We start from the raw sequence: 23,337 nt of genomic DNA on the forward strand, positions 1-23,337 counted from the left end.
TCTTTATGACTTGTCGCAAAAACAAGAATAAGGATCGCTCATGTTCGATATCAGCACGTTCCCCACCGCCGATGCCGTCCGCCGGGCTGCGCAACTCAGTCAAGAGGACTATCAGCGCCTCTACCGCCAATCCATCGAACAGCCGGATACCTTCTGGGCTGAACAGGCCGAGCGCTTTCTCGACTGGATAACCCCCTGGCACACCGTTCAACGCTCAGACATCCACACCGGCACCGCCCAATGGTTTGCCGGTGGTCAACTCAACGTCAGCTACAACTGCATCGACCGTCACCTGGCGCAACGCGCCGATCAGCCGGCCTTCATCTGGGAAGGCGATGATCCGACAAAATCTTCAAAAATCACCTACCACCAACTGCACCAGAACGTCAGCCGCCTGGCCAATGTGCTGAAAAGCCGTGGCGTGAAGAAAGGCGACCGGGTATGCATCTACATGCCGATGATCCCGGAGGCCGCCTACGCCATGCTCGCCTGCACACGGATTGGCGCGGTGCACTCCGTGGTGTTTGGTGGTTTCTCGCCGGATGCCTTGCGTGACCGTATTCTCGATGCCGACTGCCGCACGGTGATCACCGCAGACGAAGGCGTGCGCGGCGGCAAGCCCGTTGCACTGAAGCAGAATGTCGACAAGGCCCTGGCCAGTTGTCCGAATGTGAGCACGGTGCTGGTAGTGGAGCGCACCGGAGCGGCCGTTGACTGGAGCGAAGGTCGCGACCTCAAGTATCAACAAGCCCTGGATGCGGCCAGCAGCGACTGCCCGCCCGAGCCGATGGACGCCGAAGACCCGCTCTTCATCCTCTACACCTCCGGCAGTACCGGCAAACCCAAGGGCGTGCTGCACACCACCGGCGGCTACCTGCTGCAAGCGGCGATGACCTTCAAGTACGTACTCGACTACCGCGACGGCGAAGTGTTTTGGTGCACCGCCGATGTGGGCTGGGTCACCGGCCACAGTTACATCGTGTACGGCCCGCTGGCCAATGGCGCGACCTCGCTGATGTTCGAAGGCGTGCCGAGCTATCCGGACAGTTCGCGCTTCTGGCAGGTGATCGACAAGCACCAGGTCAACATCTTCTACACCGCGCCCACCGCCCTGCGTGCGCTGATGCGCGAAGGCCACGGCCCGCTGGAAAATACCTCGCGCGCCAGCCTGCGCCTGCTGGGCAGCGTCGGCGAACCGATCAACCCGGAGGCCTGGGACTGGTACTTCAATGCCGTGGGCGAACAGCGCTGCCCGATTGTGGATACCTGGTGGCAGACCGAGACCGGCGGCATCATGCTCAGCCCACTGGCCAGCGCCCAGCGAATCAAGCCAGGGTGCGCGACCCAGCCAATGTTCGGCGTACAGCCGGTACTCCTCGATGAACACGGCAAGGAATTCAGCGGCGCCGGCAGTGGCGTACTGGCGATCAAAGCCAGCTGGCCGGGGCAGATCCGCAGTGTGTACGGCGATCCGCAGCGCATGGTCGACACCTACTTCAAACCCTACCCCGGCTACTACTTCACCGGTGACGGCGCACGCCGCGATGAAGACGGCGATTATTGGATCACCGGGCGCATCGACGATGTGATCAACGTGTCAGGCCATCGCATCGGCACTGCCGAGGTAGAAAGCGCCCTGGTGCTGCACGACCAGGTGGCCGAGGCCGCCGTGGTGGGCTATCCCCATGATGTCAAAGGCCAGGGCATCTATGCCTTTGTCACCCCCATGAATGGCGTGGAACCCAGCGATGCGTTAAAAAAACACCTGCTGGATCTGGTCAGCAAAGAAATTGGCAGCTTCGCCAAGCCGGAACTGATCCAATGGGCCCCGGCCTTGCCGAAAACCCGTTCCGGCAAAATCATGCGCAGGATCTTGCGCAAAATTGCCTGCAACGAACTGGACAGCCTGGGTGACACCTCGACCCTGGCCGATCCGAGCGTGGTCGACGGTTTGATCGACAAACGCCTGAACCGATAGGAAACCCCACGTCGCCATGGAATTTATCCGCAGCCGTATCGAAACCCAGTTGATGAGCCTGACCGGCCTGTCGCTGGGCCAACTGGACCTGGAAAACCCCAAGGGCGACCCAGGCTTGTTCGGGCCCGACTCGGTGAGTTGGCAAGTGCATGGCGACTTCAGCAGCATGCTCATCGGCGGCATCAGCGCCTTGATGCTGCAAGCCTTGCATCCGCTGGCCCTGGCGGGCGTGTGGGACCATTCCAACTTTCGCCAGGACATGCTCGGGCGCTTGCGGCGGACCTCGCAGTTCATTTCGGGCACGACGTTCGGCTCGCGCAGAGACGCCGAATGGCTGATCGAAAAAGTCCGCACCATTCACTTGCAGGTGGTCGGCCACGCCCCGGATGGCCGGCCTTATGCGGCCAGCGACCCGGAATTGCTGACCTGGGTGCATGTGGCGGAGGTCAGTCACTTCCTGGCCGCTCACTTGCGTTATTGCAACCCGCACCTGTCCGGTCGCGACGAGGACCGTTACTACAGTGAAATTGCCTTGGTCGCTGAACAGCTGGGTGCGCGGCATGTTCCGCGTTCTCGGCAGGACGTTTCGGATTATCTGGCTCGCATCCGCCCGCAATTGCTGTGCGACGATCGCAGCCGCGAAGTGCTGCGGCTACTGCTGAATGCTCCCTCCCCCAGCCTGCTGGCCAAGCCATTTGGCAGCTTGATGATGCGCGCCGGGATCGACCTGCTGCCGGATTGGGCCAGCGCGATGCTCGACCAGCACCAGAGCCCGCTGCAACGCCAGATGATCCGTGCCGGCGTCAAACGCAGTGCCCCGATGTTGCGCTGGGCGATGCGCAATGGCTCTGTGCAACGCGCCCATCGCCGGATGGGGTTGATGTAGGCGACGGCGCATAGCTGTTAAACTTCGCGCCCTCAATTCCCCAGCAAGGCGCGCTCCATGTCTCCCTTGAATCAGGCGCTGCGCGCCGCCCTCGATCATCGCCAAGACCTGATCAGCGAGTTGCACGCCCAAGGCACCGACTGTTACCGGCTGTTCCATGGCAGCCAGGAAGGCGCCGGGGGCCTGACCATCGACCGCTACGGCCCGCAGTTGCTGGTGCAGAGTTTCCACCAATCCCTGGAAACCGCCGACCTGCTGGACCTGCATCAACAGGTCAACCAGTACATGGGCCTGGAGTTGCTGCTGGTGTACAACGATCGCGCCCGTGGCAATTCGCGCATCGACCGCGAAGACACGGTGTATCGCGCCGAACCCGCCGCACTGCAGGACCTGGTTGGCCACGAGTGGGGCCTCAGTTACCGCGTGCGTGGGCGGCATGCCGGGCAGGACCCGCTGCTGTTCCTCGACCTGCGTAACACCCGCGGCTGGGTCAAGGCCAACAGCGCCGGAAAAAGCGTGCTCAACCTGTTCGCCTACACCTGCGGCGTGGGCCTGAGCGCAGCCGCCGGTGGCGCCCGCGAGGTGTGCAACCTGGACTTTGCCGAGGGCAACCTGGCGGTCGGTCGCGAAAACGGCTTGCTGAACCCGCAATTGCCGAGCATGGAGTTCGTACAGTCCGACTACTTCCCGGCGATTCGCCAATTGGCAGGCCTGCCGATCACCCAGCGCCGTGGGCAAAAGCTGCCGAGTTATCCGCGCCTGGAGCAACGTCAATACGACCTGGTGCTGCTGGATCCACCGGCCTGGGCCAAGAGCGCGTTCGGCACCGTCGACCTGCTGCGCGACTACCAGAGCCTGCTCAAGCCAGCCCTGCTGGCCACCGCTGACAATGGCGTGCTGATCTGCTGCAACAACCTGGCGAAAGTCAGCATGGAGGATTGGCGCGAACAGGTGCTGCGCTGCGCGGAAAAAGCCGGGCGCCCGGTGCGTGACTGGAAAATCATGACGCCTGGAGCGGACTTCCCGTCCCAGGATCAGCAACCGCCCCTGAAAACCCTGATACTCCAACTGTAAGACGTTTCTCAAAGGCCCTTGCTCTTCGGAACCGAAAACCCGTGCCATACTCCAAGGCACTCCTGTTTGACATAGATGGCGCCGCCCCATGCCCAAAGGATTGATTCGCGCCGCTGGCGCCTTGTTGACCGCCCTTGCCCTGTACAGCTTGCTGGGCTTTTTGATTCTCCCCGGCATCGCCCTTCGCATCGCCAACCAGCAGTTGGCCAATTACGCCACGGTGCCGGCGCGGATCGAGCGAATCGAGCTCAACCCGTTCAGCCTGGAATTAACCCTGTGGGGCCTGAAGATCGGTGAACCCGGCAAGGAACAAGTCGGGTTCGAACGCCTCTACGCCAACCTGCAGATCGACAGCCTCTGGACCCGCGCCCTGCACCTGGCCGATATACAGCTGGACAAGCCCAAGACCGAGCTGCTGTTTGACAAGTCCGGCCAACTCAACCTGGCGCAGTTGTTCAAACTGCCGCCCAGCGAGCCAACACCGACCAATCCGGATGCCAAACCGTTCCCTTTGCGTATCGACAGCATCAAGCTGGCCGGCGGCTATGTGCATTTCGAAGACTTGCGCCCCAGCGAGCCCATCGAATTCCTCTACGACACACTCGACTTCGAGCTGAAGAACCTCAGCACCCTGCCCGAAGACAATGCCGACATGACCCTGGTCGCAGCCGGCCCCGCAGGTGGACAGATCGACTGGAAAGGCAATTTCAGCCTGGTGCCGATCACCTCCGAAGGCACGTTGAAGGTCACCGACGGCAAGATGAAAGCCTGGTGGCCCTATGTACGTGACGCGCTGCCACTGGTGCTTGAAGACGGCGTGCTCAACTTCAGCACCGAGTACAAATTCAGCCTGGCCAAAGAGACCGAGCTGAACCTGACCAACACCGCCGCCAGCATCGCGCCCTTTGCCATCAAGGCACCGGACGGCCGCCCATTGGTGCGCCTGGAGCGCCTGGACGTCAGCGAGACCACGGTGGACCTGGCCAAGCAGCAAGTGGTGGTCGGCAAGATCCGCAGTAACAAACTGGAGACCTGGGCGGCCCTTGAGGCTGACGGGCAACTGGACTGGCAGAAACTGTTCGCCAGCCAGCCGAGCAAACCGGCCAAGGCAACCGAAGCGAAAAACGCACCCGCCACCGCCGACTCGCCAAAAGCCGAACCCGCCGCGCCAAGCAAACCGTGGCAAGTGCTGCTCAAGGACGTGCAACTGCGTAACTACCAGGTGCACCTGGCCGATCGACAGGCCAAGCCAGCAGTAGCGCTGGAACTCGGCCCGTTGAACGTCGACATGCAGAATTTCGACAGCCTCAACCGGAGCCCGTTTACCGTGAAGGTCGACTCCGGCGTGGGCAAGCAAGGCAAGCTCCAGGCGTCCGGCGAGGTCAACCTCAACCCGGTCAGTGCCAGGCTGAAAGTGAACACCCAGGACATCGACCTGCGGGTGGCCCAGTCCTACATCAGCCCGTTCATTCGCCTGGAACTGCGCAGCGGTATGCTCGGCAGCAATCTGGATGTGAACCTCAAAAGCACCGATCCGCTGAAGTTGCAGGTCACCGGCCGGGCTCAGGTCGATCAATTGCACACCCTGGATACCCTCAAGACCCGCGACTTTCTCAAATGGCAGCGCCTGGTGCTCGAAGGCGTGAACTACCAGCACGGCGACAGCCTGTCGATCGACAAGGTCAACCTGCTGCAGCCGTATGCGCGCTTCATGATCAACGACGACCGCACCACCAACGTGGATGACCTGCTGATTCCACAAGCGCCCGACAAAGGTTCCAAAACCGCCAGCAAGGACAAGCCCCTGGGCATCCGCATCGGGCAGATTGCGATCAATGACGGCTCGGCCAATTTTGCCGATTTCAGCCTTACCCCCAACTTCGCCACCGCGATTCAACAGCTCAACGGGCAGATCGGCACTATCGACAGTCGCCAGGCCAAACCGGCCAGCGTCGATATCAAGGGCAAGGTTGATCGCTATGCGCCAGTGACTATCAAGGGCAGCGTGAACCCGTTCGACCCGATGGCGGCGCTGGATATTGCGACCAGCTTCAAGCGTGTCGAACTGACCACCCTGACGCCTTATTCCGGCAAGTTCGCTGGCTTCCGTATCCGCAAGGGACGACTGAACCTCGACCTGCACTACGTCATCACCAAAGGCCAGTTGAAGGCCGAGAACAAGGTGGTGGTTGAGCAATTGCAATTGGGCGAGAAAGTCGACAGCGCCGATGCCGTGGACTTGCCGATTCGCCTGGCCGTCGCTTTGCTCAAGGACAGTGATGGCAAGATCTCCATCGAATTGCCGGTAACCGGTGACTTGAACAACCCGCAATTCAGCGTGATGCCGATCGTATGGCAGACCCTGCGTAACCTCGTGGTACGCGCAGCAACGGCGCCGTTCAAGTTTATCGGTGGGTTGGTGACCGGTGGCGGCTCGGAAGATCTCGGTAATGTGTCGTTCGCCGCCGGTTCCAGCGAGTTGAACAAGGATGCCGAAAGCGCCTTGAACACACTGGCCAAAGCGCTGAAAGAGCGTCCTACCCTGCGCCTGGAAATTGAAGGCACCGCCGCAGCCAGCAGCGATGGGCCATTCCTTGCGGCCCAGCGGCTAGAGCGTGAATACCAGTACAACTACTACAAGATTCTTCAACGTCGCGGTGACAAAGTACCCGCCCAGGCGTCGTTGCTCGTCGTACCCGAGAAGGAAAAAGCCCCCTTGCTGGAAGGCATCTACCGCACCCGTCTGAAACAACAACCGCCGGCCGAATGGAAGGATCTGAGCAGCGATGAGCGCAGCGCGAAGCTTCGCGACGGCGTGATCAAATTCTGGAGTGGCAGCGACGTACTGCTACGCCAACTTGGCCAGGACCGTGCCAGCACCATCAAGGATTACCTGGTGGATAAAGGCCAATTGGAAGATGACCGGGTGTACTTCATTGATGCCAATCTGGGCCAGGCGGAGAAAGATGGTCGCGTCGTTACGCCAATGCACCTGGATGCCGAATAAGCCCTGTAGGAACCGCCCACAATAGAACAGGCCCCGACACAAGTGCCGGGGCCTGTAATGACCACATCCGTGTGGTCGGTCGCATGAACTCCAGAGGTGCATCGGGTGGATATCTAACTCACCCTAAGCCGCCGCCGTCTCGTTCAGACGAAGCTCCAAGGGTTACTCTGCTTTCAGGCCGTCGGCCGATACAGCTTTAACGCCTTTGATTTTCTTGGTGATGTTCACCGCGGTAGTTTTCTGAGCTTCAGTGACCGGGGTGGTCGAAGACAGGGACACTACACCTTTATTGGTTTCGACTTTGATGTCGGTACCAGGAATGCCTTTCTCGGTTACCAGGTCAGCTTTTACTTTGGTGGTGATCCAGGTATCGGAGGTGGACTCTTTAGCGCCTGCTGCTGCGCTTTTGGTTTTGTCGATGTTGTCCGCCTTGGTCGCGCCGCCAGCCAGCAGGCCGTCAGCCGAAACAGCGGTTACACCTTTGATTTTTTTGGTGATGGCTACGGCAGTCGCTTTTTGCGAGTCCGAGATAGCGACGTCAGAAGAAAGGGAAACCACGCCTTTATTGGTTTCAACCTTGATGTCGGAACCTGGAATACCTTTTTCGGTCAGCAGGTCAGCTTTGACTTTGGTAGTGATCCAAGTGTCGGAAGTAGCTTCTTTCGCCTTGGTGGCTTCACCCGCTGCAAGGGTCATTGGCGCTTGGGAAGTCTGGGCAAAGGCAACGTTAGCACCCATGGCCAGGGTCAGAGCGGTAGCAGTAGCGAGAGCGAACTTCTTCATACGAGTAACTCCTGTTTTATTGAAAGTCTGCAGTGTGTGAACCTTGATGCTGCAGCGTTAACAGGGTTATTGCAGGCAGTGTGCCAAGTCCGAACCACCAATAAAATCCTTTATAAACAACAACTTATAAAAAATAGAAAATTTCGGATTCGTGCAACTTGCATGATGCCGCCCGTGCCTGCATGCAAGTTGCGGCTTTTGCTCTCATTTAAGCGTCTGATTTTTAGGTACTTTCCTGCATCCCAAAAAAAAGGACTCCGAAGAGTCCTTTTTTTCAGCGTGAAGCCTGGGGGGTGATTAAACGCCCGAAGCCTTGGCTGCTGCTACGTCCTTGATGGACAGCTTGATACGGCCGCGGTTGTCCACGTCCAGTACCAGCACTTCCACTTCCTGGCCTTCCTTCAGAATGTCGGTGACTTTCTCAACGCGAGCGTCGCTCAGCATGGAGATGTGCACCAGACCGTCCTTGCCAGGCAGGATGTTGACGAATGCGCCGAAGTCGACGATACGCTCAACCTTACCGACGTAGATCTTGCCGATCTCGGCCTCGGCAGTGATACCCAGGACGCGCTGACGTGCTGCTTCAGCCGCTTCCTTGGTTTCGCCGAAGATCTTGATCGAGCCGTCGTCTTCGATATCGATCGAAGCCTTGGTTTCTTCGCAGATCGCACGAATGGTCGCGCCGCCTTTACCGATAACATCACGGATTTTGTCGGTGTCGATTTTCATCGCGATCATGGTCGGAGCATTTTCCGACAGCTCGGTGCGGGACTGACCAATGATCTGGTTCATCTGGCCGAGGATGTTCAGGCGCGCTTCCAGGGCTTGGCCCAGGGCGATTTCCATGATCTCTTCGGTGATGCCCTTGATCTTGATGTCCATCTGCAGCGCGGTCACACCTTTGGCGGTACCGGCTACCTTGAAGTCCATGTCGCCCAGGTGGTCTTCGTCGCCCAGGATGTCGGTCAGGACGGCGAACTTCTCGCCTTCTTTAACCAGGCCCATGGCGATACCGGCAACCGGCGCCTTCATCGGCACACCGGCGTCCATCAGTGCCAGGGAAGCACCGCAAACGGAAGCCATGGAGCTGGAACCGTTGGACTCGGTGATTTCCGACACGACACGGATGGTGTACGGGAACACGTCAGCGGCAGGCAGCATGGCCTGGACCGAACGGCGGGCCAGACGGCCGTGACCGATTTCGCGACGACCAGCCCCCCCCATGCGACCGCACTCGCCCACCGAGAACGGAGGGAAGTTGTAGTGCAGCATGAACGGGTCTTTTTTCTCGCCTTCCAGGGTGTCCAGCAACTGTGCGTCACGGGCGGTACCCAGGGTCGCAACGACCAGCGCCTGGGTTTCACCACGGGTGAACAGGGCCGAACCGTGAGTCTTCGGCAGAACGCCGACTTCGATGTTCAGCGGGCGCACGGTGCGGGTGTCGCGACCGTCGATACGTGGCTTGCCGTTAACGATGTTTTCGCGGACGGTGCGGTATTCGATCTCACCGAAAGCCGCTTTGACGTCGCTGGCGGAAGGCTGGCCTTCTTCACCGGACAGCTTGGCCACGACCTGGTCCTTCAACTCGCCCAGGCGAGCATAACGGTCGGCCTTGACGGTGATGGTGTAGGCGTCGGAGATGGCAGCGCCGAACTCGGAGCGGATAGCGCCCAGCAGTTCGGTGGCTTCAGCCTGTGGAGCCCAGCTCCAGGTTGGCTTGGCAGCTTCGGCAGCCAGGTCGGTGACAGCCTTGATGACAGCCTGGAACTCGTCGTGGGCGAACAGTACGGCGCCCAGCATCTGGTCTTCGGTCAGCTCTTTGGCTTCCGATTCAACCATCAGCACGGCTTCCGAGGTACCGGCAACGACCATGTCCAGGCTCGATGCTTTCAGTTGCTCGTAAGTCGGGTTCAGCAGGTAGCCGGTGCTTTCGTGGAATGCAACGCGGGCTGCGCCGATCGGGCCATCGAAAGGAATACCGGAGATGGCCAGGGCCGCCGAGGTACCGATCATCGCAGCGATGTCCGGGTCGGTCTTCTTGCTGGTGGAAACGACGGTGCAGACAACCTGCACTTCGTTCATGAAGCCTTCTGGGAACAGCGGACGGATCGGACGGTCGATCAGTCGGGAAGTCAGGGTTTCTTTCTCGGAAGGACGGCCTTCGCGCTTGAAGAAACCGCCAGGGATCTTACCGGCAGCGTAAGTCTTTTCCTGGTAGTGAACGGACAGAGGGAAGAAGCCTTTGCTCGGGTCAGCGGTCTTGGCGCCAACAACGGTCACCAGTACGGTAACGTCGTCATCAACGGTAACCAGCACTGCGCCGGAGGCTTGACGGGCGATACGGCCTGTCTCGAGGGTAACGGTCGACTGACCGAACTGGAATTTTTTGATAACCGGGTTCACGGTGTCCTACCTTCTTTGTGGCTCTTGGGGAACTTGTCTTCTTGCGAAATTCTTGGGCAATGCCGGGAATCGGCCCGACGCTCGTCCAGGGTAAAACGTGTGTCCAGATAAAACTTGAGGCTGGGAGCCTGCCATGGGCCAGCGGGAATCCCACTGGCACACGGCAGACAACCAACCTCTAGCGCAATCGCTTATTAGCGACGCAGACCCAGGCGACCGATCAGAGTCTGATAACGACCCAGATCCTTGCCTTTCAGGTAGTCCAGCAGCTTACGGCGCTGGTTTACCATGCGGATCAGACCACGACGCGAGTGGTGGTCTTTACCGTTGGCCTTGAAGTGACCTTGCAGCTTGTTGATGTTGTGGGTCAGCAGTGCAACTTGCACTTCTGGCGAACCAGTGTCACCAACAGCTTGCTGATAGTCAGCAACGATTTGTGCTTTTTCTTGAACGTCGAGAGCCATGAGGCAATCCTTTTTTCAGGAAACCACCCAAAGGGCAGTTTCAACAGGCCAGGGACAAATCCCTGTATCTAAAAATGAGTGTTGACCGTGCCTGTTAACAGCCACACTCGTTCGGTCATTCTGACCGAATCAGTCGACGCGGCGCGATGCGCCCGTCTTCGCTCACTTCACCGATACCGATAAAGCGACCGTTATGATCCTGTACCCGCACCATGCCGAACTTCGGGGCATCCGGGGCACGTACCGGCTGGCCGTTGAGCCAGTAGAACGCGCTGTGCTCCGAGAAGTGCAGCAATGGCCAATCGAGCAAACCGCTGTCCGATGGCATCAGGAAGCGATCAACTGCTTCATTGCCGCCTTCGGCGTGTACCGCTTCCAACTCTTCCAGCGTGACCGTCTGGGCCAGGCTGAAAGGACCGGCCTGGGTGCGCCGCAGTTCTGCAACGTACGCGCCGCAACCGAGCTTTTCACCAATATCTTCCACCAGGGTACGGATATAGGTGCCTTTGCTGCAGTCCACGGCCAACCGGGCGGTGTCGCCTTCACAGGCGAGCAATTCCAAGCGCGCAATAGTAACAGAACGCGGTTCGCGCTCCACTACTTCGCCCGCACGTGCCAGCTTGTAAAGAGGCTGGCCATCACGCTTGAGCGCCGAGTACATCGGCGGTATCTGACTGATTTCCCCACGAAAAGCGGGTAAAGCAGCTTCAATATCAGCACGACCAACGGTCACGTCGCGAACCTGCAAAACATCACCTTCGGCGTCGGCCGTGGTGGTGGTCTTGCCCAGTTGCATCAGGGTTTCATAACCCTTGTCGGAGTCGAGCAGGTATTGGGAGAACTTGGTGGCCTCGCCAAAGCACAACGGCAACACGCCGGTGGCCAGTGGATCGAGGCTGCCGGTGTGCCCGGCCTTCTCGGCATTGAGCAGCCAGCGGACCTTCTGCAACGCCGCATTGGAGGTAAAGCCAATGGGCTTGTCGAGCAGAATGATGCCGCTGACGTTGCGACGGATACGTTTGACCTGAGCCACCGCTTACTCCTTGGCGTCTTCAGGTGTGGACGGGTGCTGGCTGTCTTCAGCCACGGCGCGCTCGATCAGGGCCGACAGATGTGCACCCCGCACGACGCTCTCATCGTAGTGAAAGTGCAGCTGAGGAACACTGCGCAGCTTCATTTCACGGGCCAACTGCATGCGCAGGAAGCCTGCAGCCGAGTTGAGCACCTTGATGCTTTGCGCGATTTCTTCGCTGTTGTCCTGCCCCATCACGGTGATGAAGATCTTGGCGTGACCCACGTCACGGCTCACTTCAACGGCGGTGATGGTGACCAGGCCAACGCGTGGGTCTTTGACTTCGCGACGGATCAATTGGGCCAGCTCGCGCTGCATCTGATCGCCGATACGCTGGGTACGGCTGTATTCTTTTGCCATGTCTTGTTACCTGTTACTGCCACACGGTGAAACCCGTGGGGTCTGAAAGCGGCAAACGCCCGGCCTGACAAAAGCCAGACCGGGCGTTGCGTTTAGAGTCCGTACGCTGCGCGGGGCAATTGCATGCCCACGCGTTGCGTGGCTCCTGAAGTGCGCGAGTTAGAGGCTGCGAGCAACCTGAACCTTCTCGTAGACTTCGATCTTGTCGCCAGCCTTGACGTCGTTGTAGCTCTTGACGCCGATACCGCATTCCATGCCGGCACGTACTTCGGAAGCGTCATCCTTGAAGCGGCGCAGGGATTCCAGCTCGCCTTCGAAGATAACGATGTCTTCACGCAGTACACGGATAGGACGGTTACGGTACACAGTGCCTTCAACCACCATGCAGCCGGCGATCGCGCCGAATTTCGGCGAGCGGAACACGTCACGTACTTCGGCAATACCCAGGATGTTCTCGCGGACGTCGCTGCCAAGCATGCCGGTGAGGGCTTTCTTGACGTCTTCGATGATGTCGTAGATGACGTTGTAGTAACGCATGTCCAGGCCTTCCTGCTCGACGATCTTGCGAGCGCCGGCATCGGCACGCACGTTGAAGCCGAACAGTACAGCGTTGGAAGCCAGTGCCAGGTTGGCGTCGGATTCGGTGATACCACCGACACCGCCACCGACAACGCGCACTTGCACTTCGTCGTTACCCAGGCCGTTCAAAGCGCCGTTCAACGCTTCGAGGGAACCACGTACGTCAGATTTGAGGACGATGTTAAGCGTCTTCTTCTCTTCCTGGCCCATGTTCTCGAAGATGTTTTCCAGCTTGCCGGCGTGAGCACGGGCCAGCTTGACTTCACGGAACTTGCCTTGACGGAACAGAGCCACTTCACGGGCTTTCTTCTCGTCGGCAACCACGCTCATCTCGTCGCCAGCGTCCGGTGTACCGTCCAGGCCGAGGATCTCGACCGGGATAGCCGGGCCGGCTTCCTTGATTGGCTTGCCGTTCTCGTCGAGCATGGCACGTACACGGCCGTAGTTCGAACCGACCAGCACCATGTCGCCTTGGCGCAGGGTACCGTCTTGGACCAGAACGGTCGCAACCGGGCCACGGCCCTTGTCCAGACGGGACTCAACTACAACGCCACGGCCAGGAGCCGATGGAGTAGCAGTCAGTTCCAGAACTTCGGCTTGCAGCAGAACGGCTTCGAGCAGTTCGTCAACACCAGTACCCATCTTCGCGGAAACCGGTACGAATGGAGTGTCGCCACCCCACTCTTCGGATGTCACACCGTGAACCGACAGTTCGCTACGGATGCGATCGAGATCGGCGCCCGGCTTGTCGATTTTGTTCACAGCGACTACCAGCGGAACGCCAGCTGCCTTGGCATGCTGAACGGCTTCGATGGTTTGTGGCATCACGCCGTCGTCGGCTGCAACCACCAGGATCACGATGTCGGTCGCCTTGGCACCACGGGCACGCATTGCGGTAAACGCAGCGTGACCAGGGGTATCGAGGAACGTCACCATGCCACGGTCGGTTTCAACGTGGTACGCGCCGATGTGCTGGGTGATACCCCCGGCTTCGCCTGCGGCTACCTTGGCACGACGGATATAGTCGAGCAGGGAGGTTTTACCGTGGTCAACGTGGCCCATTACGGTCACAACCGGTGCACGGGAAACCGCCTCACCTTCAAACTTCAGGGACTCGGCCAGGGAATCTTCCAGGGCGGTGTCGCTGACCAGGGTCACTTTGTGGCCCAGCTCTTCAGCAACCAGTTGGGCAGTTTCCTGATCCAGTACCTGGTTGATGGTGGCCGGTGTGCCCAGCTTGAACATGAACTTGATGATTTCAGCAGCCTTGACCGACATCTGCTGGGCGAGGTCGCCCACAGTGATGGTCTCGCCGATCTTCACTTCACGCACGACAGGGCCGGTTGGGCTCTGGAAACCGTGGGCGTTGCGTTTCTTCAGCTTGGCCTTGCCGCGACCACCACGACGGAAGCCATCGCTTTCCTCGTCGGTAGTACGTGGGGCAACGCGTGGAGCAGGCGCTTTCTCTTTGACCGAAGCACGATGCGGAGCGTTTTTGCGCTCGCCATCGCCACCACCACCGCGACGATTGTTATCGTCGGCACGTGGTTTGTCCGGACGACGAGGTTCGTCGCGTTTACGGGCGTCAGCAGCCGGTGCTGGTGCAGCGGCAACCGGAGCGGCCTCACGCACAGCTTCAACTGGCGCGCTAGGCGCGGCGACCGCTTCAGTGGCAGCAGGTTGCGCAGCAGCAGGCTGGCGACGCGCTTCTTCTTCGGCGCGACGCTTGGCTTCTTCTTCAGCCTTCTGACGAGCAGCATTTTCTACTGCGCGACGTTCTTCCAGTTCGCGTTTGCGCTCGGCTTCGATTTCTTCCGGGCTGCGCTGTACGAAGACTTTCTTCTTGCGTACTTCAACGCTGATGCTCTTGCTACCAGCAACACGCAGGGTGCTGGTGGTTTTGCGCTGCAATGTAATCTTGCGCGGTTCTTCCACTTTCGCCTTGTGGCTGCTCTTCAAGTGAGTCAGCAAAGACTGCTTCTCACTATCGCTCACACCTTCATCGGCGGCGGTGTGCGGCAGACCTGCCTCACGCATCTGCTGCAACAGGCGCTCTACCGGTGTTTTGACCTCATCGGCCAGTTGTTTCACCGTGACTTGCGTCATGCACTTCTCTCCTCAGGCCGCGCCTAGTTACTCGAACCAATGGGCTCGGGCGGCCATGATCAACTTGCCGGCACGATCATCGTCAATGCCGTCGATGTCGAGCAGATCGTCAATAGACTGCTCGGCCAGGTCTTCGCGGGTAATTACGCCGCGCACCGCCAGTTCCATCGCCAAATCCTTGTCCATACCCTCAAGCGAGAGCAGGTCTTCGGCCGGATGGGCGTCTGCCAGCTTTTCCTCAGTAGCGATGGCTTTAGTCAACAAACGATCCTTGGCCCGAGCGCGAAGCTCGTTGACGGTGTCTTCGTCAAAGCCGTCGATGTTGAGCATTTCTTCCAACGGTACGTAGGCAATCTCTTCCAGGCTGGTGAAGCCTTCATCTACCAGCACCTGCGCCAGGTCTTCATCGACTTCGAGCTCTTCGATGAAGTTGCGCAGGATGTCACCGGTTTCAGCTTGCTGCTTAGCCTGGATGTCCGATTCGGTCATCACGTTCAGGGTCCAACCGGTCAGTTGGCTGGCCAGACGCACGTTCTGACCACCACGACCAATGGCCTGAGCCAGATTGTCTGCGCCAACGGCGATGTCCATGGCATGGGCATCCTCGTCAACGATAATTGCCGCCACTTCAGCCGGCGACATGGCGTTGATGACGAACTGCGCCGGGTTATCGTCCCACAGCACGATGTCCACACGCTCGCCACCCAACTCGCCCGACACTGCCTGAACACGCGAACCGCGCATACCAATGCACGCGCCCTGCGGGTCGATGCGTTTGTCCTTGGAGCGGACCGCGATCTTGGCGCGCGAACCCGGGTCGCGGGACGCAGCCATGACTTCGATCAGGCCTTCGGCGATCTCCGGCACTTCGATACGGAACAGCTCGATCAGCATTTCCGGTGCGGTACGCGACAGGATCAGCTGCGGGCCGCGGTTCTCGGTGCGGATTTCCTTGAGCAGCGCACGCAGGCGCACGCCGACACGGAAGGTTTCGCGGGAAATGATGTCTTCGCGAGCCAGCAACGCTTCGGCGTTGTTGCCCAGGTCGACGATCACGTTATCGCGGGTGACTTTTTTCACGGTGCCGGAGATGATTTCACCCAGGCGCTCGCGATAGGCGTCAACGACTTGAGCGCGCTCGGCTTCGCGAACCTTCTGCACGATGACCTGTTTGGCGGTCTGTGCAGCGATACGGCCGAATTCGATCGATTCGATCTTTTCTTCGACGACATCACCGACCTTGGCACCAGGATGCGTTTCGGCAACCTTGCTTGGCCAGGTTTCGATGGCCGGATCATCAAGATCGGCTTCTTCGACGACCGTCCAGCGACGGAAAGTCTCATAGGCACCGGTGTGGCGGTTGATTTCCACACGCAGATCAACTTCGTCTTCAAAACGCTTCTTGGTAGCAGTGGCCAGGGCCAGCTCCAGCGCTTCAAAAATCACGTTTGCCGGTACGCCCTTTTCATTGGATACCGACTCAACAACCAGCAGTACTTCTTTGCTCATCGTACGCCTCGCCTTTCGCAAGCCATTGGATCCGCGGGATCCGCGTCTCAGTCAAAACTGGGAATAATGTTGGCCTTGTCGATCATATCGATCGGCAACAGGAATTCATGGTCTTCTACCTGCACCACGACATCCTGTTCTTCTACACCGCGCAGAAGGCCCTGAAAGTTGCGTCGCCCTTCAAAGGGAGATCGCAGCTTGATCTTCACTTGTTCACCGGCAAATTTTGCAAACTGATCAATAGTGAACAGTGGGCGTTCCATGCCTGGCGAGGAAACTTCGAGGGTGTATTCAACGGAGATCGGATCTTCAACATCCAGCACACCGCTGATCTGCCGGCTGACAATGGCACAATCGTCCACCAGCACGCCGCCCTCTTTATCGATATAAACGCGCAACATTGAGTGGCGACCTTGAGCCGAAAACTCAATACCCCAGCATTCATAGCCTAGGGCCACGACCACCGGGGCCAACAAGGCCTGCAACTCTTCTAGCTTGCTCGACACCTGAACCCCCTCGTGCATGTATGTGCATGCTGTGCAAAATAAAAAAATGGGCGAAACGCCCATCCTTGAAACGCCGTCGAACAGCGGCGTTGAAAGTGTCCAGCTAACAAAAAGCCCCTTAAAAGGGGCTCCGCTAAAACTGGTTGCGGGGGCCGGATTTGAACCGACGACCTTCGGGTTATGAGCCCGACGAGCTACCAGACTGCTCCACCCCGCGACAAAGCTGGGGCGGAAGTATACGACCGATCCCTTACAGGGTCAATGTAACCTTCCACCTACAAGAAAGCCCGCAACAGCGGGCTCTCCTGATAATTGGTACCGAGAAGGGGACTCGAACCCCTACACCCTATGGGCACAACCACCTCAAGGTTGCGTGTCTACCAATTCCACCACCTCGGCAATACAGCGTTTACAACCCTTCTTACTTCTGCTCTTGAGCTGGAGGCACGTCAGTCGCTGGAGTAGCCGACTTTTGCTCTTGAAGCACCGGGACATCATCAGAAGCCGGTTTTGCTTTTGGTACTTCCAACACTGCTGGGTTTGGGAGACCTACTTGAGTCAGCACATGAGCTTTCTCTTTAGCAAAGTAACCTAACCCCAAGCTGGTTATGAAGAAACCGGCGGCAAGTATAGCAGTAAACTTACTAAGAAAGGTAGAGGAACCTTGGCTTCCGAACACAGTATTTGAAGCACCTGCACCGAAAGACGCACCAGCATCCGCACCTTTACCCTGTTGCAGCAAAACCAGAGCAACTACGCTCAGAGCAGCCAACAGATGAAAAACGACTACGACTGTTTCCAGCATTTTTTCAGTTTCCCGCGGCGCGACAGATCGCACCGAACTCATCTGCATTCAGGGAAGCTCCACCAATGAGCCCCCCATCGATATCCGGCATGCCGAACAGTTCGACCGCATTGGCCGCCTTCACGCTGCCGCCGTATAGAAGCCGCACACCTTGTGCGACTTCAGAATTCTCTGCCGCCAACTGCGCGCGGATGGCTGCGTGCACATCCTGCGCCTGTTGCGGTGTCGCAGTCAGCCCGGTACCAATGGCCCAGACCGGCTCGTAAGCGATAACTGCCTTTGCAAACGCACCAACACCCAACTCCTCGATGATGCTGCCCAGCTGACGCGAGACAACTTCAAGAGTCTTGCCCGATTCGCGCTGCTCCAGGGTTTCCCCTATGCACAACACCGGAATCAAGCCACAAGCCTGTGCTGCTGCGAACTTGCGATTGAGTGTTCCATCACGCTCGCCCATCATCTGACGGCGCTCGGAATGCCCGACAAGCACATAGGAACAACCCGCATCGACCAACTGGCTCGGTGCAATCTCACCGGTCAATGCGCCTTGCATGGCTTCCACCGCAGAATTCTGCGCGCCGACCTGGATCGACTTGCCTTTCAAGCCATCAACCACTTGGGTGATATGCAAGCAAGGCGGGAAAACCGCGATATCAACACCGCTCGGCAAGGCCAAGTGACGAAGGCCATTGATCAGCTCAGCGACACTGGCGCGGGTACCGTGCATCTTCCAGTTACCAGCTACCATAGTGCGACGCATGCTGTACCTCGTCGGTCAAAGTGGGCGCAGATGTTACCCAACCACATCATCACTGGCAAGCCGAATTCAGGCGCAAACTTCAGTTACCAGTTTTGCCAGGTCTTCGGCATGGCCGCGAACCTGTGTTTCGTCATCACCTTCGACCATGACACGCACCAACGGCTCTGTGCCGGACTTGCGCAACAACACACGGCCACGCCCCTCCATTGCCAGGGTTACACGCTCACATGCCTCTTTGACAGCCGGATGCTCAATAGGATTTTCACCGCCCGCAAAACGCACGTTCAGCAATACTTGCGGGCACTTGCGCATGGCCTGGCGCGCCTGGGCCAGACTTTCTTCACGACGCTTCATGGCCATAAGCACCTGCAGCGCAGCAATGATCGCATCGCCTGTCGTGGTGTGCTGGAAGCAGACTACGTGTCCGGAATTCTCACCACCTACCTGCCAGTTGCGCTCAAGCAGTTCCGCGATCACATAACGGTCACCGACATTGGCACGCACGAACGGAATACCCAGATCCGCCAGGGCCAGTTCAAGCCCCAGGTTACTCATCAGCGTACCGACGACACCGCCCTGCAGCTTGTTACGCTCGTGCAGGTCGCGAGCAATGATGAACAGGAGGTCATCACCATCAACAATGACACCCGTGTGATCCACCATCAGTACACGATCACCATCACCATCAAAGGCAATACCCAGGTCGGCATGCCCGGCAAGTACGGCGGCCTGCAACTGCTCCATATGGGTGGAGCCGCAGTTCTCGTTGATGTTCAACCCGTTAGGCTGGGCCGACAGCACTGTCACGTCTGCGCCCAGCTCCTTGAATACGCTCGGCGCCACCTTGTAGGTCGCACCATGGGCGCAATCGACCACAATCTTCAGGCCGGCAAAACTGGTGCTGCTCGGCACACTGCTTTTGCAGAATTCAATGTATCGGCCGGAGGCGTCGTTGATACGCGACACCTTGCCAAGCTTGCTGGACTCAACCACCGTCATCGGCGCATCCAGGAGCTCTTCGATCATCAGCTCGATCTCGTCCGGCAGCTTGGTGCCCTGGCCCGAGAAGAACTTGATGCCGTTGTCATCATGAGGGTTATGCGAGGCACTGATCACGATACCGGCTTCAGCGTGAAAGGTTCGCGTCAGGTAAGCGATGGCCGGCGTCGGCATCGGCCCCAGCAGCATCACATCGGCACCCGCGGCAGACAGCCCCGCCTCCAGCGCCGACTCGAACATGTAACCCGAAATCCGGGTGTCCTTGCCCACCAGGATGCGGCACGCGCCCATGCTGCGGAACGCCATACCTGCGGCCCAGCCGAGCTTTAGCATGAAATCAGGAGTAATCGGAAACTCGCCGACCCGACCGCGAATACCGTCGGTGCCAAAATATTTTTTAGTCATAAGTGCTCCATCATTCTTATTCGGCTGATTCTACCGCGGCAATCATACGCACCACATCCACCGTCTCGGCAACATCATGCACCCGCAAGATACGCGCACCCTTGGTGACTGCAAGCGCCGCCAGTGCAAGACCACCGTACAATCGCTCACCCACCGGGCGATTCAGCGCAAGCCCTATCATGCTCTTGCGCGAAACGCCGACCAGAAGAGGCCGACCAAGGGCATGCAAGGACTCCATATGTTTGAACAGACTTAGATTGTGCTGCAGGGTCTTGGCAAAGCCGAAACCAGGATCGAGGACGATCTTTTCCACAGCAATCCCGGCGGCAACGCAGTGCGCAACCCGCTCGGCAAGAAATCCACTCACCTCACCAACAAGATCATCATAGTGAGGACTGTCCTGCATATTGCTCGGCTCACCCAGCATATGCATCAGACACACCGGCAAACCGGTGGCCGCTGCCGCATCAAGCGCACCGTCACGCTGAAGGGAGCGGACATCGTTAATCATTCCCGCCCCCAGGCGCGCAGTTTCGCGCATTACCGCCGGGGTTGATGTATCAACCGAGATGATCACGTCCAGTTCACGCGCAATGCGTTCAACTATTGGCGCGACCCTCTCCAGCTCCTCCAAGGGAGAAACCAGTCGAGCACCAGGCCTAGTCGACTCACCGCCGACATCAATCAGGGTCGCTCCCGCCGCCACCATGGCCTCTGCATGACGCAATGCAGCATCGCGCTGACTGAAGCGGCCGCCATCAGAGAAAGAGTCGGGGGTTACATTGAGAATGCCCATGACATGCGTATGGGCCAAATCAAGAACCCGGTTGCCGCAAGGCAACCGGGTGGAGGACAACACAGAAGTCATTTCAAACCTTAGACGTCAGCTGCCGGGCCGCCAATCGGGGTTTCGGGGCGTTCGTTCTGGACCACGGGCGGAGTGCCAGAGGTGCCCGAACCGCCTTCCCAATCGCGAGGTTCACGCGGCGTGCGGCCGGCCATGATGTCGTCGATCTGGTCGGCATCAATGGTCTCGTACTTCATCAGCGCATCTGCCATGGCATCCAGCTTGTCGCGGTTATCCGTGAGGATCTGCTTGGCCGTGCCATAGCATTGGTCAATGATGCTGCGCACTTCGGAGTCGATCAGCTTGGCTGTCTCACCGGAGAAGCTGGCGTTTTGACCACCACCGCCACGCCCCAGGAACACTTCGCCTTCTTCTTCGGCATACATCAGCGGACCGAGTTTTTCCGACAAGCCCCACTTGGTCACCATGTTCCGTGCAATCTGGCTGGCACGCATGATGTCGTTGGAAGCGCCGGTGGTGACGCCGTCGAAGCCAAGGGTCATCTCTTCGGCAATCCGCCCACCGTACAGCGAACAGATCTGACTGATCAGTGCGCGCTTGGACAGGCTGTAACGGTCCTCTTCCGGCAGGAACATCGTGACACCCAGCGCCCGACCACGCGGGATGATCGATACTTTGTAGACCGGGTCGTGCTCAGGCACAACACGACCGACAATGGCGTGACCGGCTTCGTGATAAGCGGTGTTCTGCTTCTCTTTCTCGGACATGACCATGGACTTGCGCTCGGCGCCCATCATGATCTTGTCCTTGGCCAATTCGAACTCTTTCATCTCCACGATACGCTTGCCGGTACGGGCAGCGAACAACGAGGCCTCGTTGACCAGGTTGGCCAGGTCGGCACCGGAGAAGCCAGGAGTACCACGGGCAATCACGGCCGGAGCCACATCGTCACCCATTGGCACTTTGCGCATGTGTACTTTCAGGATCTGTTCGCGACCACGGATATCCGGCAAGCCCACCACAACCTGACGGTCGAAGCGGCCTGGACGCAGCAATGCAGGGTCCAGCACGTCCGGACGGTTGGTAGCAGCGATCACGATGATGCCGTCGTTCATTTCAAAGCCGTCCATCTCAACCAGCAACTGGTTGAGGGTCTGCTCACGCTCATCATGACCGCCGCCCATGCCGGCGCCACGATGGCGACCGACGGCGTCGATTTCATCGATGAAGATGATGCAAGGCGCATGTTTCTTAGCCTGCTCGAACATGTCACGAACACGGCTGGCGCCCACACCGACGAACATCTCGACGAAGTCGGAACCGGAAATGGTGAAGAACGGCACCTTGGCTTCGCCGGCAATCGCCTTGGCCAGCAAGGTTTTACCGGTACCCGGAGGGCCAACCATCAGCACACCGCGAGGAATGCGGCCGCCCAACCGCTGGAACTTGCCCGGATCGCGCAGGAACTCGACCAGCTCGCCCACTTCTTCCTTGGCTTCGTCGCAACCGGCAACGTCAGCCAGCGTGGTTTTCACCTGGTCTTCGGAGAGCAGGCGTGCCTTGCTCTTGCCGAAACTCATCGGTCCGCCCTTGCCTCCCGCACCGCCTTGCATCTGACGCATGAAGAACATGAACACCGCGATGATCACCAGGATCGGGAAGCTGGCTACCAGCAACTGGGTCCAGATGCTCTGCTGCTCAGGCTGCTTGCCTTCGACGACCACGTGGTTATCCACCAGATCACCGATCAGACCGTTGTCCTGGATGGCCGGACGAATGGTCTTGAAGCTGTCGCCATCGTTGCGTTTGCCGGTGATCACGTAGCCATCAACCGCTACGCGCTCGACCTTGCCATCCTTAACTTGCTGGATGAAGTCGGAATAGTTGAGGGTCTGCGGCTCGTTAGGGCTGGAGAAGTTGTTCATCACCGTCACCAGGACAGCCGCGATGATCAACCACAGGATCAGATTCTTTGCCATATCGTTCAATTAACTACCCTCTGAAGCAAGCTCCGCTACTGGCGCGCGCTTCGCATGATATTCACCGGCCTAACTTACTACATTACCTACAACACTGGCAGGCGCCGTCTGTAACCCTTTGTGAAACTTTGACTACACAATATTCGTAAAGCTTCGTGACGAAAGCGATATAAAAAAACCTATCGACTCCCTTCAAACCTTCAAAGACGCTCATCACTGGCGGCGCCTTCGATGCCACGGAACCCCCGCGCCAGCAGATACTGCTCGCGAGACCGGTCACGCGAGGAGTCCGGCTTACGCATCTGCACCTTGTCGAACAGCTTGCGAATGTTCTTGTGGTACTCGTCGAAGCCTTCACCCTGGAAGACTTTGACCAGGAAATCACCACCCGGACGCAATACCCGACCCGCCAGATCCAGTGCCAATTCGCACAGGAACATGGCTCGCGGCATATCAACAGCCGGTAATCCACTCATATTGGGGGCCATGTCGGAAATCACAAGGTCCACCTGCGAATTTCCGACGGCTTCCAGGATTTCAGCCAGGACCGCGTCCTGGGTAAAGTCCCCGTGCACGAACGTCACATCCGGGATGCTGTCCATCTCCAGGATGTCGGAAGCGATCAACCGGCCTTGCCCACCAATCAGACGACTGGCCACCTGGGACCAGCCACCCGGGGCGGCACCCAAGTCGATCACGCTCATGCCTGGGCGGAACAATTTGTCCTTGTCCTGGAGTTCCAGCAACTTGTAGCTGGCCCGGGACCGGTAACCGTCCTTTTGCGCCTTTTTGACGTAAGGATCGTTGAAATGTTCTTGTAGCCACTTAAGGCTGGTTTTGGAACGGGCCACGGG

18 protein-coding genes and 2 tRNA genes are annotated in these 23,337 nt (G+C 58.6%); 4 read left to right on the forward strand and 16 right to left on the reverse strand.

Going from position 1 to position 23,337, the window contains the following annotated elements:
- Positions 1–40: 40 nt before the first annotated feature.
- From acs to LUU92_RS24690, 4 genes are all read left to right on the forward strand, one after another.
- Positions 41–1,978 (forward strand): acetate--CoA ligase, encoded by a 1,938-nt coding sequence (gene acs / locus LUU92_RS24675; protein WP_257102773.1) that lies wholly within the window; start codon positions 41–43, stop codon positions 1,976–1,978.
- A gap of 16 nt (positions 1,979–1,994) precedes the next feature.
- A complete protein-coding gene (locus LUU92_RS24680; protein WP_257102774.1) occupies positions 1,995–2,864 on the forward strand; it encodes an oxygenase MpaB family protein in 870 nt (289 codons plus the stop codon).
- Between the two features lie 57 nt (positions 2,865–2,921).
- Positions 2,922–3,938, forward strand: a complete 1,017-nt coding sequence (locus tag LUU92_RS24685; protein ID WP_093514391.1) for a class I SAM-dependent rRNA methyltransferase — start codon at positions 2,922–2,924, stop codon at positions 3,936–3,938.
- A gap of 88 nt (positions 3,939–4,026) precedes the next feature.
- A complete protein-coding gene (locus LUU92_RS24690) occupies positions 4,027–6,945 on the forward strand; it encodes a DUF748 domain-containing protein (protein ID WP_257102775.1) in 2,919 nt (972 codons plus the stop codon).
- A 162-nt stretch (positions 6,946–7,107) separates the two neighbouring features.
- Here LUU92_RS24690 and LUU92_RS24695 read toward each other — a convergent pair whose 3' ends face one another.
- The 16 genes from LUU92_RS24695 to rlmE all read right to left on the reverse strand — a co-directional run bounded on the left by LUU92_RS24695 (position 7,108) and on the right by rlmE (position 23,334).
- The gene (locus tag LUU92_RS24695) at positions 7,108–7,728 is read right to left on the reverse strand and encodes a BON domain-containing protein (RefSeq protein ID WP_071489999.1); all 621 of its coding nucleotides are present in this window, start codon (positions 7,726–7,728) and stop codon (positions 7,108–7,110) included.
- A gap of 297 nt (positions 7,729–8,025) precedes the next feature.
- On the reverse strand, positions 8,026–10,131 hold the full coding sequence (gene pnp, locus LUU92_RS24700; protein ID WP_257102776.1) for a polyribonucleotide nucleotidyltransferase: 2,106 nt from the start codon (positions 10,129–10,131) through the stop codon (positions 8,026–8,028).
- A gap of 194 nt (positions 10,132–10,325) precedes the next feature.
- Positions 10,326–10,595, reverse strand: coding sequence for a 30S ribosomal protein S15 (gene rpsO, locus LUU92_RS24705; RefSeq protein WP_003177875.1), 270 nt, complete (start codon positions 10,593–10,595; stop codon positions 10,326–10,328).
- A 115-nt stretch (positions 10,596–10,710) separates the two neighbouring features.
- Positions 10,711–11,628: a tRNA pseudouridine(55) synthase TruB gene (gene truB / locus LUU92_RS24710; RefSeq protein WP_034117853.1), complete on the reverse strand. Its 918-nt coding sequence runs from the start codon at positions 11,626–11,628 to the stop codon at positions 10,711–10,713.
- A 3-nt stretch (positions 11,629–11,631) separates the two neighbouring features.
- The gene (gene rbfA / locus LUU92_RS24715) at positions 11,632–12,027 is read right to left on the reverse strand and encodes a 30S ribosome-binding factor RbfA (protein WP_003176137.1); all 396 of its coding nucleotides are present in this window, start codon (positions 12,025–12,027) and stop codon (positions 11,632–11,634) included.
- Between the two features lie 159 nt (positions 12,028–12,186).
- A complete protein-coding gene (infB, locus tag LUU92_RS24720; protein WP_071489997.1) occupies positions 12,187–14,712 on the reverse strand; it encodes a translation initiation factor IF-2 in 2,526 nt (841 codons plus the stop codon).
- Between the two features lie 27 nt (positions 14,713–14,739).
- A complete protein-coding gene (gene nusA, locus LUU92_RS24725) occupies positions 14,740–16,221 on the reverse strand; it encodes a transcription termination factor NusA (protein ID WP_025857112.1) in 1,482 nt (493 codons plus the stop codon).
- 47 nt (positions 16,222–16,268) lie between these two features.
- The gene (rimP, locus tag LUU92_RS24730) at positions 16,269–16,727 is read right to left on the reverse strand and encodes a ribosome maturation factor RimP (RefSeq protein ID WP_003235029.1); all 459 of its coding nucleotides are present in this window, start codon (positions 16,725–16,727) and stop codon (positions 16,269–16,271) included.
- A 140-nt stretch (positions 16,728–16,867) separates the two neighbouring features.
- Positions 16,868–16,944: transfer RNA gene (locus tag LUU92_RS24735), tRNA-Met, on the reverse strand.
- Between the two features lie 96 nt (positions 16,945–17,040).
- A tRNA-Leu gene (locus LUU92_RS24740) sits at positions 17,041–17,126 on the reverse strand.
- A 22-nt stretch (positions 17,127–17,148) separates the two neighbouring features.
- A complete protein-coding gene (gene secG, locus LUU92_RS24745) occupies positions 17,149–17,532 on the reverse strand; it encodes a preprotein translocase subunit SecG (RefSeq protein ID WP_003194191.1) in 384 nt (127 codons plus the stop codon).
- 4 nt (positions 17,533–17,536) lie between these two features.
- Positions 17,537–18,292 (reverse strand): triose-phosphate isomerase, encoded by a 756-nt coding sequence (gene tpiA, locus LUU92_RS24750; protein ID WP_015885920.1) that lies wholly within the window; start codon positions 18,290–18,292, stop codon positions 17,537–17,539.
- A gap of 66 nt (positions 18,293–18,358) precedes the next feature.
- The gene (gene glmM / locus LUU92_RS24755; protein ID WP_257102777.1) at positions 18,359–19,696 is read right to left on the reverse strand and encodes a phosphoglucosamine mutase; all 1,338 of its coding nucleotides are present in this window, start codon (positions 19,694–19,696) and stop codon (positions 18,359–18,361) included.
- Positions 19,697–19,712: 16 nt separating this feature from the next.
- A complete protein-coding gene (gene folP, locus LUU92_RS24760; protein ID WP_071489995.1) occupies positions 19,713–20,564 on the reverse strand; it encodes a dihydropteroate synthase in 852 nt (283 codons plus the stop codon).
- An 8-nt stretch (positions 20,565–20,572) separates the two neighbouring features.
- Positions 20,573–22,483 carry an ATP-dependent zinc metalloprotease FtsH gene (gene ftsH, locus LUU92_RS24765; RefSeq protein WP_058427653.1) on the reverse strand — a complete coding sequence of 637 codons (1,911 nt, stop codon included), beginning with the start codon at positions 22,481–22,483 and terminating at the stop codon, positions 20,573–20,575.
- 200 nt (positions 22,484–22,683) lie between these two features.
- Positions 22,684–23,334, reverse strand: coding sequence for a 23S rRNA (uridine(2552)-2'-O)-methyltransferase RlmE (rlmE, locus tag LUU92_RS24770; protein ID WP_010206606.1), 651 nt, complete (start codon positions 23,332–23,334; stop codon positions 22,684–22,686).
- Positions 23,335–23,337: the final 3 nt, after the last annotated feature.

The organism is Pseudomonas extremorientalis, from assembly GCF_024584605.1.
GTDB classification, from domain to species: Bacteria; Pseudomonadota; Gammaproteobacteria; order Pseudomonadales; family Pseudomonadaceae; genus Aquipseudomonas; species Aquipseudomonas extremorientalis.